The sequence below is a fragment of the Thalassospira sp. SM2505 genome, assembly GCF_054901115.1.
The window spans coordinates 4,067,578-4,081,074 of the sequence record NZ_CM142731.1 but is presented as its reverse complement, the minus strand read 5'-3'; the positions used below and the strand labels follow the sequence as shown (position 1 = coordinate 4,081,074).

At 53.4% G+C, this 13,497-nt stretch carries 14 protein-coding genes; 11 read left to right on the top strand and 3 right to left on the bottom strand.

Translation table 11 applies throughout. The annotated features are described in order from the left end of the window. Positions 1-38: 38 nt before the first annotated feature. The 5 genes from yihA to ftsY all read left to right on the top strand — a co-directional run bounded on the left by yihA (position 39) and on the right by ftsY (position 5,243). Positions 39-701, top strand: coding sequence for a ribosome biogenesis GTP-binding protein YihA/YsxC (yihA, locus tag ACTU44_RS19165; protein ID WP_114098894.1), 663 nt, complete (start codon positions 39-41; stop codon positions 699-701). A gap of 37 nt (positions 702-738) precedes the next feature. Then, positions 739-1,668, top strand: coding sequence for an acetylglutamate kinase (argB, locus tag ACTU44_RS19160; RefSeq protein WP_336082385.1), 930 nt, complete (start codon positions 739-741; stop codon positions 1,666-1,668). 150 nt (positions 1,669-1,818) lie between these two features. Further along, positions 1,819-2,844, top strand: a complete 1,026-nt coding sequence (locus tag ACTU44_RS19155; RefSeq protein ID WP_336082382.1) for a GGDEF domain-containing protein — start codon at positions 1,819-1,821, stop codon at positions 2,842-2,844. Between the two features lie 219 nt (positions 2,845-3,063). Next, positions 3,064-4,311, top strand: coding sequence for a tRNA (N(6)-L-threonylcarbamoyladenosine(37)-C(2))-methylthiotransferase MtaB (gene mtaB / locus ACTU44_RS19150; RefSeq protein WP_462096126.1), 1,248 nt, complete (start codon positions 3,064-3,066; stop codon positions 4,309-4,311). Further along, positions 4,308-5,243 carry a signal recognition particle-docking protein FtsY gene (gene ftsY / locus ACTU44_RS19145; RefSeq protein WP_336082378.1) on the top strand — a complete coding sequence of 312 codons (936 nt, stop codon included), beginning with the start codon at positions 4,308-4,310 and terminating at the stop codon, positions 5,241-5,243. Before mtaB ends, ftsY begins: the two co-directional genes overlap by 4 nt. Positions 5,244-5,298: 55 nt before the next feature. Here ftsY and ACTU44_RS19140 read toward each other — a convergent pair whose 3' ends face one another. Further along, complete coding sequence (locus ACTU44_RS19140) at positions 5,299-6,678, bottom strand: YegS/Rv2252/BmrU family lipid kinase (RefSeq protein WP_462096125.1); 1,380 nt, start codon at positions 6,676-6,678, stop codon at positions 5,299-5,301. A 77-nt stretch (positions 6,679-6,755) separates the two neighbouring features. Continuing rightward, entirely contained in the window at positions 6,756-7,259 is a 504-nt protein-coding gene (locus ACTU44_RS19135; RefSeq protein WP_114098899.1) for a Dps family protein, read from the bottom strand. A 225-nt stretch (positions 7,260-7,484) separates the two neighbouring features. On the opposite strand from ACTU44_RS19135, the gene ACTU44_RS19130 reads away from it, so the two are divergent. Together ACTU44_RS19130 and ACTU44_RS19125 are read left to right on the top strand one after the other, a co-directional pair. Further along, on the top strand, positions 7,485-7,952 hold the full coding sequence (locus ACTU44_RS19130) for a hypothetical protein (RefSeq protein ID WP_114099037.1): 468 nt from the start codon (positions 7,485-7,487) through the stop codon (positions 7,950-7,952). A gap of 96 nt (positions 7,953-8,048) precedes the next feature. Further along, on the top strand, positions 8,049-8,639 hold the full coding sequence (locus tag ACTU44_RS19125; protein WP_462096124.1) for a YqaA family protein: 591 nt from the start codon (positions 8,049-8,051) through the stop codon (positions 8,637-8,639). Positions 8,640-8,711: 72 nt separating this feature from the next. Here ACTU44_RS19125 and ACTU44_RS19120 read toward each other — a convergent pair whose 3' ends face one another. Continuing rightward, positions 8,712-8,921 (bottom strand): hypothetical protein, encoded by a 210-nt coding sequence (locus ACTU44_RS19120; protein WP_147252016.1) that lies wholly within the window; start codon positions 8,919-8,921, stop codon positions 8,712-8,714. Positions 8,922-9,265: 344 nt separating this feature from the next. Here ACTU44_RS19120 and ACTU44_RS19115 point away from each other — a divergent pair, with 344 nt between their 5' ends. The 4 genes from ACTU44_RS19115 to chrA all read left to right on the top strand — a co-directional run bounded on the left by ACTU44_RS19115 (position 9,266) and on the right by chrA (position 13,485). Continuing rightward, entirely contained in the window at positions 9,266-9,793 is a 528-nt protein-coding gene (locus ACTU44_RS19115; RefSeq protein ID WP_114099038.1) for an RNA polymerase sigma factor, read from the top strand. 1 nt (position 9,794) lies between these two features. Then, positions 9,795-10,037: a hypothetical protein gene (locus tag ACTU44_RS19110; RefSeq protein ID WP_114098902.1), complete on the top strand. Its 243-nt coding sequence runs from the start codon at positions 9,795-9,797 to the stop codon at positions 10,035-10,037. Positions 10,038-10,552: 515 nt separating this feature from the next. Continuing rightward, positions 10,553-12,022, top strand: coding sequence for an AMP nucleosidase (locus ACTU44_RS19105; RefSeq protein ID WP_114098903.1), 1,470 nt, complete (start codon positions 10,553-10,555; stop codon positions 12,020-12,022). A 236-nt stretch (positions 12,023-12,258) separates the two neighbouring features. Continuing rightward, positions 12,259-13,485, top strand: coding sequence for a chromate efflux transporter (gene chrA, locus ACTU44_RS19100; RefSeq protein WP_462096123.1), 1,227 nt, complete (start codon positions 12,259-12,261; stop codon positions 13,483-13,485). The last annotated feature ends 12 nt before the right edge of the window (positions 13,486-13,497 follow it).

Sequence of the window (13,497 nt, the reverse complement as noted above, 5' to 3'; positions counted from 1 at the left end):
CGGGGGAAAATCCCCGCAAAACCGGGGAAGGAATAACGATGACACAAGAAAATCTGCCGTCGGCAACTGCAATTCCGACGCATGAAGACTCAGTAATCGAAGCCGGGCGGAAGCTTTTTAGCCGCCCGGTTAACTTCGTTCTTGGTGTGGCGCAGCTCGAACAGCTGCCGCCCGAGGAAAAAACCGAAATCTGTTTTGCCGGACGCTCAAACGTCGGCAAATCCAGCCTGATCAATGCGATCACGGGGCGTAAGGACATTGCACGCACGTCCAATACGCCGGGTCGTACCCAGCAGCTGAACTATTTCGATCTTGATGGCGCATGCCATATTGTCGACTTGCCGGGCTATGGCTTTGCACAGGCCCCGAAGGATATTGTCGATACTTGGCATGCCCTGATCAAACAGTATCTGCGCGGGCGTGTTACGTTGCGTCGCGTGTTTGTTCTGATCGATTCCAGACATGGTTTCAAAAAGGCCGATCTGGACATGATGAAGCTGCTTGATGAGTCGGCTGTGCCATATCAGGTTGTACTGACCAAGTCGGACAAGCTAAAAAAGGGACAGCTTGAAAAACGCATCAAGGAAGTGGTCGATGCTCTGGTGAAACATCCGGCGGCCTTGCCACAGATTTTTGCGACATCAAGTGAAAAGAATACCGGACTTGCGGAATTGCGGGCAGAAATCTCGACGCTGCTCTGAGGCCGTCAGGTTCATCGCTTAAATATGGGGAAGTGAGATGAACGAAGAAATCCGTTCTGAAGAAGATCAATCGGAATCCAGCGCATACCGGACGTTGGCACGCGCCAAAGTCCTTTCCGAGGCTCTTCCCTATATGCGACGATTCAATGGCCAGACGATCGTGATCAAGTATGGCGGTCACGCCATGGGTGATCCGGAACTGGCGCGTCTGTTTGCGCAGGATATGGTGCTTCTCAAGCAGGTTGGCATGAACCCGATTGTCGTTCATGGCGGCGGCCCGCAGATTGGCCAGATGCTCAAGCAGCTCAATATCCAGTCGGAATTCGTTGACGGTCTTCGCGTAACCGATCAGCAAACCATCGACGTTGTCGAAATGGTTCTGGCGGGCAAGATCAACAAGGAAATCGTTTCCAATATCAATGCCGCAGGCGGCATCGGTGTTGGCCTGTGCGGCAAGGATGCGCATCTGATCACCGCGCGCAAGCTGACGCGTACCAAACGCGATCCGGAAAGCAATATCGAGAAGGTCCTTGATCTGGGCTTTGTTGGTGAGCCGGCAAAGGTCAATCCCCACGTTCTTGATTGCTTCATCAATACCGACATCATTCCGGTTATCTCACCGATCGGTGTTGGCGAAGACGGTCAGACATATAATATCAATGCTGATACTGCTGCCGGTGCAATTGCCAAGGCAGTTGGTGCGCGTCGTCTCTATATGCTGACGGATGTTAAGGGGATTCTTGATGGCGAGAAGAACCTTGTAAGGGATGCGGATATTGACCACATCAATGCAATGATTGCAGATGGTACCATTCAGGGAGGCATGATCCCGAAAACCGAAACCTGTATGGATGCGGTTAAAAACGGGGTCGAGGCAGCGGTTATTGTTGATGGCCGTGCGCCACACGCCGTCTTGCTGGAGCTTTTCACCGAGCGCGGTGCCGGGACAATGATCCGCGGAAACTGACCGTCAACAGAGAGCCAACACTTTAGTATAGTTTTGTGCGACGTATATCTGGTTCCGTGAATTGAATTAGGATATGTTGATGCGATAAATAACGCCGGTCAGGCGTAACGTATTGACTTAACTATGAAAACACGAGCTGGAGCAACCGTTGTGACCACGACGGAACAACAGATATCTCGCCACTGGGATTATGCGGAAGCGACTTTGAAGGCTCTGCGCGAGCGGGGCCTTCGTCCGACGCCTGAACTGTACCATGTGTGGTTCGTTTACTTTGCTGAAGAAAATCCTGAAATCCTGCGGGTTATCGATGCTGTTCAGGCCAGTGGTGACCAACTGGCCGAAGACACGCTGCTTCAGCTTTATTACCGCTATATTTTCGACCGGCAGGCGGCTGATTTCCTTCAGCGCGGCATGGAAGACTTTTCCGAACTGGTTGAAAACAGTGACGAATGCCTGACCACGGCAAAGTCGGGTCTTGGCAGTTATGGTGACTTGCTGAACAGGTCGCTCAAGACACTGGAAAAGCACAAGGAAGTCAGTCCGGTGCTGCGCGAAGTGATCAGCCATACTGACCAGATGAAAGAAACCATCGATAATCTTCACAAGCGTCTGGATAGCTATCTGAACAGTGTTGCGCTGTTGCAGCGCGAACTCGACGAGACCCGCGAGCGGTCCTATACCGATGGCCTGACCCGTGTTTCCAACCGCATGTATTTCGAAGAGCAACTGGCACTGCTTGCCGCTGAATATGATGCCTCGGCAAGCCCGGAGCCGTTCTGCGTGATGATGGTCGATCTTGATCAGTTCAAATCGGTCAATGACCGGTTCGGGCATCGGATTGGTGATGAAATTCTGGTCCTGATTGCCTCGATGCTGAAGGCCAATATCAAGGGGCGTGATATTGTGGCGCGCTATGGCGGGGATGAATTTGCCATCCTGTTGCCCCAGACACCATTGGCCGATGCCATGGCCCTGGCCGAAGATATGAGCAAGCGCATTGCCGCGCGCGAAATCAAATCAAAGTCCTCCGGGGCATCCTATGGTCATATGACGGTATCTGTCGGTGCTGCGCAATATGTCGCCAACGAGGGCGGCGCCAAACTGATTGATCGCGCGGATAGTGCGCTATATCGCGCCAAGAAGGATGGTCGGAACCGTAATTTCGCGGCCGAGTAACGAATTCTACCGTCGATAGGGGCTGCTGGCGTGGTTTTAAGCCTGCCATGCATGTGTGCCATGACGGTGGCGGACTTGCATTGAAGCGTTCAAAAGCGTATGTAACCAGCGCCCGGCACGGTCAGACGACTTTGCCGGGCGTTCCGCACTTGCTGCATCTGACTTGTTTGCGCAGGCGGAATGTTTCCCGGAATAAAGACAGATCACAGAAAGCCGAGCATGAAAGAGCCGCGCGTAGTTACATTTGGATGTCGTCTGAACACCTATGAGTCCGAGGTGATGCGCGATCATGCCAAAAATGCCGGCCTTGATGATGCGATCATCATCAATACCTGTGCTGTCACGACCGAGGCCGAACGCCAGGCGCGCCAGAGCATCCGTCGGCTGCGCCGGGAAAATCCCGATGCCAAGATTTTCGTGACCGGCTGCGCGGTACAGGTCAATCCGGACAAATTTGCCAAAATGACCGAGATCGACCGTATCTTTGGCAATGATGCCAAGATGAAGGCCGAAACGTTCCTGATGCCAGAACATGAACGTGTTGTCGTCAATGACATCATGTCGGTGGAAGAAACTGCAAGTCACCTTGTATCGGGTTTCGAGGGGCGTGCGCGTGCGTTCGTTCAGGTCCAGAACGGTTGCGATCACCGTTGTACGTTCTGCATCATTCCGTTTGGTCGCGGCAATTCGCGCAGTGTCCCGATGGGTGAGATCGTCACCCAGGTCCGGGAGCTGGTTGCCAATGGCTATGGCGAGGTTGTCCTGACCGGGGTCGATATCACGTCCTATGGTCATGATCTTCCGGGACAGCCGACCCTTGGGCAGATGTCGCGCCGTTTGCTGGCGCAGGTTCCTGAATTGCCGCGCTTGCGCATTTCATCAATTGATCCGGTCGAAGTTGACGAAGACCTGTTTCGACTGATCGAAACCGAACCGCGCCTGATGCCGCATATGCATATCAGTTTGCAGGCAGGTGATGACATGGTGCTTAAACGCATGAAGCGCCGCCATCTGCGTCAGGATGTTGTGGATTTCTGCAAAAAGGTCCGCGAATTGCGCCCCGACGTGACATTCGGTGCCGATATCATCGCAGGTTTCCCGACCGAAACCGACGAGATGGCTGAAAATACGCTGCGCCTTGTTGATGAATGCGGTCTGATTTACCTGCATGTCTTTCCCTATTCAGCGCGCCCGGGAACCCCGGCCGCACGGATGCCGCAGGTGCCAAAGGATCTTCGCAAGGAACGCGCAAGTGCGCTTCGCGACGCAGGCGACGTTCAGCTGAACAATTTCCTGAAATCACGCATCGGCATGATCGAGAATGTGTTGGTTGAAAAGGAAAATACCGGCCATACGGAGCATTTTGCTCCCGTTCTGCTTGATCGCGTGATAGAACCGGGCTCGATAGCAAAGGCCAAGGTTACCGGCCTTGAAGATGGAAAACTGATTGCGGAGCTTGTGGGATGACCGAAGAGGGGAAAAAGAGCTGGTTTAGCCGCCTGAAAGACGGGTTGAAACGCTCCTCCTCAAAGCTGACCACCGGGATTGCCGATATCTTCACCAAGCGTCGTCTTGATGACGACGCGCTTGAAGAATTTGAAGACCTTCTCATTACATCGGATCTGGGTGTCACAACCGCGGCCAAACTGAGCGCGGAGCTGGCGAAAACGCGTTTCGACAAGGAAGTCGATTCAAGCGAAATTCAGGAATTCATTGCCGACGAAGTCGCCAAAATCCTTGAACCTGTTGCCAAACCGCTGGTGATTGATCCGGGCAAGAAACCCCATGTGGTTCTGGTTGTCGGGGTGAACGGATCGGGCAAGACGACCACGATTGGCAAGCTTGCCAAAACCTACAAGGATCAGGGCCTTAAGGTCATGATGGCGGCGGGCGATACATTCCGTGCTGCTGCGGTTGAGCAGCTCAAGGTCTGGGGTGAGCGGACCGATTGTCCGGTGATAGCGCGTGATACCGGTGCCGATGCGGCCGGTCTTGCCTTTGATGCCATCGAGCAGGCCCAGCGCGAAGGCTATGATCTGTTGCTGATTGATACGGCCGGTCGCCTTCAGAACAAGGCGCATCTGATGGACGAGCTTAAAAAGATCGTCCGCGTGATCAAGAAGCGTGATGAAAGTGCCCCCCATGACACGCTTCTGGTGCTTGATGCCACGACCGGACAGAACGCCCATTCACAGGTCGAAACCTTTGGCGAGGCGACCAATGTTTCCGGCCTGATTGTGACCAAGCTTGACGGGACGGCAAAGGGTGGTGTTGTGGTTGCCCTGGCAGAGAAATTCGGCAAGCCGGTTCATGCGATTGGTGTTGGCGAAGCTGCCGAGGATTTGCGCCCGTTTGAGGCAAGGTCATTTGCACGCAGTCTGGCCGGGCTTGAAGACTGATTGCAGACAAAGCCGAAATGACGAAAGGCAGCCTGGTAGGCTGCCTTTTTCCGTTCTAGCGGGTCTTGATAAAGTTGTTAATCGAATTGCGAAACTGGCTGATTTCCCGATCAAGGGCGGCAACCGGATCGCGCAAATCTTCGGGCAGTTTTTCAATGACCAGTTCGTCAAGTTCTGCCGCCAATTGTGCGGCCCGCTGATCAAGGCCGATGGCCAGGCGCTGATCGGCATCGTTAAACAGCCAATCCATGATCCGGTCCCTTAACTCTTCAAGGCTTTGTAAATCCGGGTCTGGTGTTGCCGCAATAACGCCGAGCGGGCGCAAGGCCAGTTCGATCTGACGATAGATGTCGCGCAAGTTCCGGGTGCTGTCATGGCAAAGTGATTTCAGTTTGCTGTCGCGGACAACCGGAAAAATCGCCTCAAGCCGAAGTGCGAAATCAAGAGTATCGCGCAAGACATCATTGACCGCGTCTTGCTGAGGGATTGTGGTCGGGCTGTTTGCCTGATGCCTGTTTTCTTCCTCGACATAGCTGTTGGGGGCAAATACAGGAAGGGTGCTTGCGCGAAGGGTAAAGCGTGCCGGAAGTTCCCCGATGATTTCACCGTCGGCAAGAATTGGCGCGCCGTCGGCCCCTTCAATCGTGATTTCGTTGCATTCCATCGCCATGGCATAGCTGCTGTTATCGACCGAGCCAAACAGAAGCTCGGCTGCGATATCAAGACCGCTTAGCGTATCGACGCTGTCGCGGATGGCAAACATGTGCAAGAGCCCGTCCTCGGGGCTTTTGGTGTCGCTGGGACGCAGGCCGCCGCCAAAATACCGGCCATTGGTAATGGTGACCTGACGCAGTTTAAGGTTTTGCGGTTTTTTGTTGCCACAGGTGATCGACAGATCAAGCGGATCCATTTCATGCCAGCTTTGCCAGTTGGCAACGGCATAGCTGATTGCGCCCAACGTTCTTTTAAGGTCGGGATTGATCCGTTTGCGGGCATCAGCCGGGACACCGATACTGGCCGCATTGATAAAGCTGTGATCATTGACCCGGCCGACATCAAGCATTCTGATCTGGCCGTGAATGGTTGCACGTGCTGCATCAATCAGATCATCGGGTAGGCCAAGGGTGCGCGCAAAGTCGTTTGCGGTGCCAAGCGGCACAGGGATAAGAACCACCTTTGCCGCGATTACGGTATCGAGAACGGCATTGATCGTGCCATCACCACCCCCAACCGCGACAATATCGCCAGCACGGGTATTTGAGCGGATAAAGGCACAAATATCGTCCGGATTGTCACACAGGGTCAGCTCGGTCTGATAGCCGGCATCTTCAAATACGGCTCGCAATGGCTGTGCGCCGTTGCCACGCCAGTCTTCGGGAAGTTTTCCCTTTGTCAGAAGCAGACAAACCTTACCCGTCAGATCAGAATTTTTCACGACAACGGACTTTCACATGTGAATGGGGCGGGGGGCGAACCGGCATCAAATGTGCCGGTTCGCGTCAGTTATACAGATCAGGAAAGTGTTGCGCGCAGCATCCAGGCTGCTTCTTCATGCACGCCGATACGGTCGGTCAGAAGGTCGGCTGTTTTCACATCGTCAACTTCCTCGGCCGCAGCGACACCATCGCGGATCAGGCGCGCCATCTTTTCATGGTCATCGACAAGCTCGGTAACCATGTCATTGGTGGTCAGAAGTTTTTCCTGATCGGCAATGACCGAATTTTCCATCATTTCCTTGAGACCCGTCGGCGCTGCAAATCCGATGGCACGAATGCGTTCGGCCATGTCATCGATCGCCACATGAAGGTCTTCATATTGCTCCTCGGTCATTTTATGGAGCGAATAGAAAGCCGGACCCACGACGTTCCAGTGTACGCCGCGCATTTTGGCATAGAGTACGTGCGAAGAACCAACGATCTGGGTCAGCATCGTGGCCAGTTCGCGGCGATCCTTGCGATTCACGCCGGTTTCGACGGGAAATTCCTTTGCAACGGTCTGCATACTGCTATGTGCCATGGTTAAACTCCTTTTGGTTTTAGCGCGTCCCCGCGAAGCATCGGACTTGGGTGGTTGATGCTTTCCTTATTCGGCAGGGGCGCTTTGACCATACTAACGTCGGCATTTTTGAAAAGTTCCGCGAAATAAAATAACCACAATTGGAACATTCTTTTGTACCACCCGTTTGCCATTGTAAGCAGCGCGCAAGTAATTGTGCTGCCCTTAATGAATAAGGAGGTTGTGATGTTGAGCAAGAACATGCTGATGATTGGTACGGTACTTATGTCTGTGGGTGTTGCGGCACCGGCCTATGCCGGGTCGTCCTCGGCGACCGATACATCAGGAACGATGGCAACCGATGATGCGATGAAGTCGGACGCAAACAAACTGGGTGACAAGGTTGCCGCCCAGTATGAGAAAGCCAAGGACTTCACCTTTGAGCAGAAAGAAGATTTTCTGGCATGGGTCGGTGAAAAATCCGATCAGCTTGGTGACCAGTATGATGACGTATCTGCGCGTGTGAAAAGCGATAGCGAGGAAGCGGTCGATGAGCTGGCAGAAGCCTGGGACAGCGCCAGTGATGAGCTGAGCGATGCGATGGCATCGGCCAAGGACGCTTCGGCAGACACGTGGGAAGACGTCAAGAAGGACACGCTGAATGCACTTGAGAGTGCACAGAAAGCGATCTCGGGCAGCGGGTCTGCCGAATAGGACGTCACAACCTGAACTCGGCGGCCTGATAAACGTCCGAGGAAGACAGCCCGCCCGTTTTGGGCGGGCTGTTCTTGTTTGTGCAGTGAAGAAGGAATGATTGTGGACCAGAACCAGAAATCATTGGTGGCACGCCTGAAGGACTTTTCCAGAACGGCCCAGCGGTATCTGGCCGGTCTGGCTGCCGGTCGGAAGGGGCTTGCCGGAATTGCCGGGGCGTCGTTCCTTGAGACCACGATCATCCCGATCCCGATCGAACTGGTGATTGCGCCTGTCATGGCCGCGTCGCGGGCGCGCGGCTTTATTGTTGCAACGGTCACTCTGGCCGGAAGTGTTATTGGCGCTTTCGGACTTTATGTTCTTGCATGGGCATTGTTCGATGATCTGGCGCAGCCCCTGATTGATCTGACGGGCGGGCAGGCGCAGTTTGATGATCTTGAGGCCAAATTTGAAACAGGGGGCTTCTGGTTGGTCTTTTTGATCAGCATTGCGCCGGTTCCGATGCAGATTGCTGCTTTGGCGGCAGGTGCTGCCTCTTATCCCGTCTGGCTGTTTCTGATTGCCATCATTGTGTCGCGCGCTTTGCGGTATTACGGATTATGGCTTCTGGTTTTGGGATTCGGGGTTGGAATCGCCCGGATATTTGAAGGCAAGAAGCCAAAAATACACTCTGAATCGTCCCGATGAGGCATTGTTTCAGAGCGGAAAAGCAAAAAAGGCCCGGAAAATAGCCGGGCCTTTTTTGTGGAAAACTGATTTTTATTCCGACTCAACGCGGAAATCGGTCGTGCTTTTGCCTTCGGTATCGGGTTCTGCGACATCTTCGGCGATCAAGCCACGGCGGATCAATTCACGGATCGCAGCCGCGCGCGTTGGCATGCGATGCTCGAAACGCCAGTCATCAATGACTTTCAACTCCTCGTCATCGAGCATGATCTGGAGCTTTTCGGTTCTTTTCGACGTTGGCACGTGGGGTTTCCTGTCAAAGTCAGGGGCTATAAAAACCGCCTGAAGCCATTGAAAATCAATGCATTCAAAAATTTTGGAGTAACTTACGTTACCTCCGTTTCCTCCATAAGACAACCATCTTGCCTAAGTGCGGTAACTGCCTGTGATGCTGTAAGTAATGGAAAGTAATTATGTGAAGTAACCCATGTAGTATATTGAAGTTATCTACAATATGTCAGATATGTGTTTTGATGTTGTTGTATATATGCTGTATGTTCATTGTATTACCTTAGTTAACCATACGATTTTACTTTAAATATTATTTTCGTTTGTTACGGTTGGGGCATCCGAACAAGGAGGTTGTGATGTCTATGCAAGTGATGAACGAAATCGAAGACCATGTGCCTGCTTTGCGCCGTCATGCGTATCGCCTGACCGGCAGCATGGATATGGCCCAGGATCTGGTTCAGGACACTTTGTTGAAAGCCATCAGCAAAAAGGACCAGTTCGAAGAAGGTACGAGCCTTAAGGCCTGGTTGCACCGTATTCTGTTCAATACCTTTATTTCGGGAAAGCGCCGCGAAAAGACCCGTGGTCCGCAGGTGGACTGGGATGATCTTGGCGACATTTACGGTCATGGCAGCAATCAGATGGCGCGTTTGCAATTGCGTGATGCTGATCGCGTTCTTGAATCTCTGCCCGAGCAGGAGCGCGAGGCGATTATGCTGACAGCTGTCGAAGAGGTTTCCTATCAGGATGCAGCGGACCAGATGTCGGTCGAAATTGGCACGGTGAAATCAAGGGTCGGTCGCGCGCGCCGCAAGCTGCGTGCATCGGTTGGCCGAATCGAAGCCCGCGAACATGCGTCGCGTTATGTCGCAGAGGCAGCATGATATGAGCCCGGTTCTTGCGATATACGGCAAGGAGCACATTCTTGGCTATGTTCGCGGGACACTTGAGGACGACGAAGAACAACAGGATATCGAAAGTCTGGTCGAAAGTGATCCGCGCGCTGCCAGAGTAGTCTGTGACTTGCAATTGACCGATATAGGTGACTGTGAGGCATTTGATGAAGCCGCACGTCGCAGGCTTGGCAAGCTGCAAAGGATTGCAGGAAACGCGGGAATATTAGCGTGAGCTATGCATGCTGCGAATGAAAGGTCCGCGTTGATTGAAATTGACATTGCTGACCAATGGTCATATATATGCAGATATCAGGGTTGACCGTCTTTTCCCTCAACGTCTAAGGCACCTCCCTGAAATTGCCGAAACCGTCCCCCGGTTTCGGCACTTTTTTTATCCGGATTCCCAAATGGGCTGATTGAGCAATGACACGGAATGTCTGCGGGCCCGTCAGTTATGAGCCCCGCATCAAAACTGTCATTTGGAATTCTTGAAAATAAATCCGACATATAAGTCATAAGCTTCTGAAACCGACTGAAAATCGGGGGTATGTTGTATATCCCGGTTTGTTCATGAATGGATATTCGCCCGGTGATTGTGGATGGCGAAAAAAGTTTTCGGTTGTCAGAAGGCGGGCGAGCGGTGATAAATCTCTCGCTCCAAGGGCTTTTGTAATTGATCGGGCGTGATTTCGCGCACCTTGATCAGACAGAAGTTCCAAACAACAATAACAAAAAGGAGCATCCATTATGGTTTCTGGAGTCCACGGATCGGTACGCGATCTGTTTGAATTCACCGACGCTGACAAGGCAATTGCGCGCATCAAGGATATTTATGCGACCGGTGCCAGTGCCGTCCAGGAGGCCTTTGCCCGTTTTGGCCAAGGTCAGCAATCTTCCCCCGTCCGCGCCTATTACCCGTATCTTGGCATCGAAGTGCCGCCAGAAAAGCTGCATGTTGAAAGCACGCTGTCATTTGGTGCGCCGCGTGATCCCGGTGTATATGGCACGACGCTAACAAGGCCTGATCTGTTTGACGAATATTATCGCGAACAGATCGAACTTCTGTTGAAAAACCATGACGTGCCGGTTGTGGTTGGCGTTTCTGATCGGCCTATTCCGTTGCCGTTCCTTGTTGAATCCGCAACAGACAGCATCGGACCAACCGATATTCGCCCGATGCAGCTGATCTTTGATATGCCTGATCTTGCCCGCACCGATGACGATATTGCCAATGGTGTGCATTACGGTAATAGCGACGGCCCAAAACCATTGTCGCTGTTTTCAGGGGAACGCGTTGATTACTCGCTCGCACGGTTGCGCCACTATACTGCGACTGCGCCCGAACATTTTCAGAAGTTCGTCCTGTTCACCAACTATCAGCGCTATGTTGACGAGTTCATCGAGTTTGCCAAAACCCAACTCGAAGACCCCAAAAGCCCCTATGTGGCCTTTGTCGAACCGGGGCCGAAAGTCCATGTGCGCAAAAACGCCCCCAAGGGCTGGGTAGAATCCGGTGAACCTGTCAGGCAACTGCCGCAGATGCCGTCATATCACCTGATCCGTGAAGACGGTCTGGGCGTGACATTGGTCAATATCGGTGTTGGTCCGTCAAACGCCAAAACGGCGACGGATCATATTGCTGTTCTGCGCCCGCATTGCTGGTTGATGCTTGGTCACTGTGCCGGTCTGCGTCGCAGTCAGTTGCTTGGGGATTACGTTCTGGCCCACGGCTATGTCCGTGACGACCATGTCCTTGATTCTGACTTGCCGCTGTGGATTCCGGTGCCGCCGATTGCCGAGGTACAGGTTGCGCTGGCAAATTCAGTTGCCAAGATCACCGGCCTCAGAGGCCGCGAGATGAAGGCACGCATGCGCACAGGTACGGTTGCAACGACCGACAACCGGAACTGGGAATTGCGATACAGTGAACTGTTCGTGCGTTTGAACCAGTCACGCGCCATTGCGGTCGATATGGAAAGCGCAACCATTGCTGCCAACGGTTTCCGCTTCCGCGTTCCGTATGGCACGCTTTTGTGTGTGTCGGACAAACCGGTTCATGGTGAGTTGAAGCTGCCGGGTATGGCGAACAATTTCTATCGTCAGCGCATCGGACAGCATCTTCAGGTTGGTCTGGATACGATTGATACCCTGCGTCAGGAAGTCAATCAGCTTCACTCACGCAAGTTGCGATCCCTTGACGAGCCTGCTTTCCGCTAAGCCTGTCTGATCGTGCGAATTGCACATTCAAATCTGTTAGCCCCTGCTATCGCATAACCGTGTTGGCAGGGGTTTTGTTATGAAATGATGACGAATGGTCGGGGAGCTGCTTTTGGCTTTGCCATTGTCGGCCTGTTGCGTATGGTCAGGCGAAAATAAAACCGCCATCTGATCAGGGATCATAATCCGCAATGCCAAGTTCGAGCCCACATAGCGACCCGGCGCCTCAAAAAATAATGTCTGAACAGCAGGGAAGCATGCCGGTGGTCTCGGTCGGGTTGTGGCAGATTTTCCTGATTTTCCTGCGTCTTGGTTTGACCAGCTTTGGTGGGCCGGTTGCCCATATCAGCTATTTCCGCGAAGAGTTCGTTGCCCGTCGCAAATGGCTAGGCGATGCACGTTATGCCGATCTGGTTGCTCTTTGCCAGTTCGCCCCGGGACCGGCAAGTTCGCAAGTCGGGATGGGTATCGGTATGGCATTGGGCGGGGTGCCGGGATCGCTTGTCGCATGGCTTGGCTTTACCATGCCATCGGCAATTGTTCTGGCGACCCTTGGTATGGCCTTTGTCGGTTTTGATCTTGCCTCGGTCGAAGGTGTGTTGCGCGGATTGAAACTGGTTGCTGTCGGGGTGGTTGCCCATGCGCTGTTTGGGATGGCGCGCACACTTTGTCCTGATGTCCCGCGGGCCATACTTGCTGTGTTGGCGGCAATCATCATGATCGCAAGTGATACTGTCACAGCACAATTTGCCGTCATTCTTGGCGGCATGCTGGCCGGACTGATCCTTTTGCGGGGCAAGGCGGATGTGTCGGCAGCCGGTTTTGGCAAGCAGCATTCGGTCAAGGGTGCGGTTGTGGCGTTGTGTGCTTTCTTTGCCTTGCTGATCCTGTTGCCGGTTGCTGCGCGGATGGATCAAAGCGGACTGTTTGCCGTTATTGACGGATTTTATCGAAGTGGTGCACTGGTATTTGGTGGCGGGCATGTTGTTTTGCCGTTGCTGCAAAATGCGGTGGTGGCACCGGGCTGGGTCGATGGTGAAACCTTCCTTGCCGGATATGGTGCGACACAGGCAGTTCCCGGGCCGATCTTTACCTTTGCCGCGTATCTTGGTGCAGCTCTTCATTCTGGAGGCGGTATTTGGGTCAGTGCGCTTACATCACTTGTCGCCCTGATTGCGATCTTTTTGCCGGCGTGGTTGCTGGTGGTGGGGCTGTTACCGTTCTGGGACAGGGTCCGTCATATGCCGTTGATGCGGGCAGGATTGCTTGGCGTTAATGCCGCAGTTGTCGGCTTGCTGGCGGCGGTCCTGTATGATCCGATCTGGACCGATGCCATCCATGATCTGTTTGATATCGGATGTGTCGCGCTTGCCTTTGTGGTGCTGCAATGGCGGATCATTCCGGTCTGGGCTTTGGTCGGTGTGGGGGCGCTTGCCGGATATCTTGCGGAACTGGTGATCTGATGATCGCGATTG

Coding starts and splice junctions, on each gene's coding strand:
- ACTU44_RS19115 (WP_114099038.1), top strand. CDS start 9,266: ATGTCTATGCAAGTGATGAACGAAATCGAAGACCATGTGCCTGCTTTG.
- ftsY (WP_336082378.1), top strand. CDS start 4,308: ATGACCGAAGAGGGGAAAAAGAGCTGGTTTAGCCGCCTGAAAGACGGG.
- ACTU44_RS19125 (WP_462096124.1), top strand. CDS start 8,049: ATGATTGTGGACCAGAACCAGAAATCATTGGTGGCACGCCTGAAGGAC.
- ACTU44_RS19130 (WP_114099037.1), top strand. CDS start 7,485: ATGTTGAGCAAGAACATGCTGATGATTGGTACGGTACTTATGTCTGTG.
- mtaB (WP_462096126.1), top strand. CDS start 3,064: ATGAAAGAGCCGCGCGTAGTTACATTTGGATGTCGTCTGAACACCTAT.
- ACTU44_RS19110 (WP_114098902.1), top strand. CDS start 9,795: ATGAGCCCGGTTCTTGCGATATACGGCAAGGAGCACATTCTTGGCTAT.
- chrA (WP_462096123.1), top strand. CDS start 12,259: ATGTCTGAACAGCAGGGAAGCATGCCGGTGGTCTCGGTCGGGTTGTGG.
- ACTU44_RS19135 (WP_114098899.1), bottom strand. CDS start 7,259: ATGGCACATAGCAGTATGCAGACCGTTGCAAAGGAATTTCCCGTCGAA.
- yihA (WP_114098894.1), top strand. CDS start 39: ATGACACAAGAAAATCTGCCGTCGGCAACTGCAATTCCGACGCATGAA.
- ACTU44_RS19105 (WP_114098903.1), top strand. CDS start 10,553: ATGGTTTCTGGAGTCCACGGATCGGTACGCGATCTGTTTGAATTCACC.
- argB (WP_336082385.1), top strand. CDS start 739: ATGAACGAAGAAATCCGTTCTGAAGAAGATCAATCGGAATCCAGCGCA.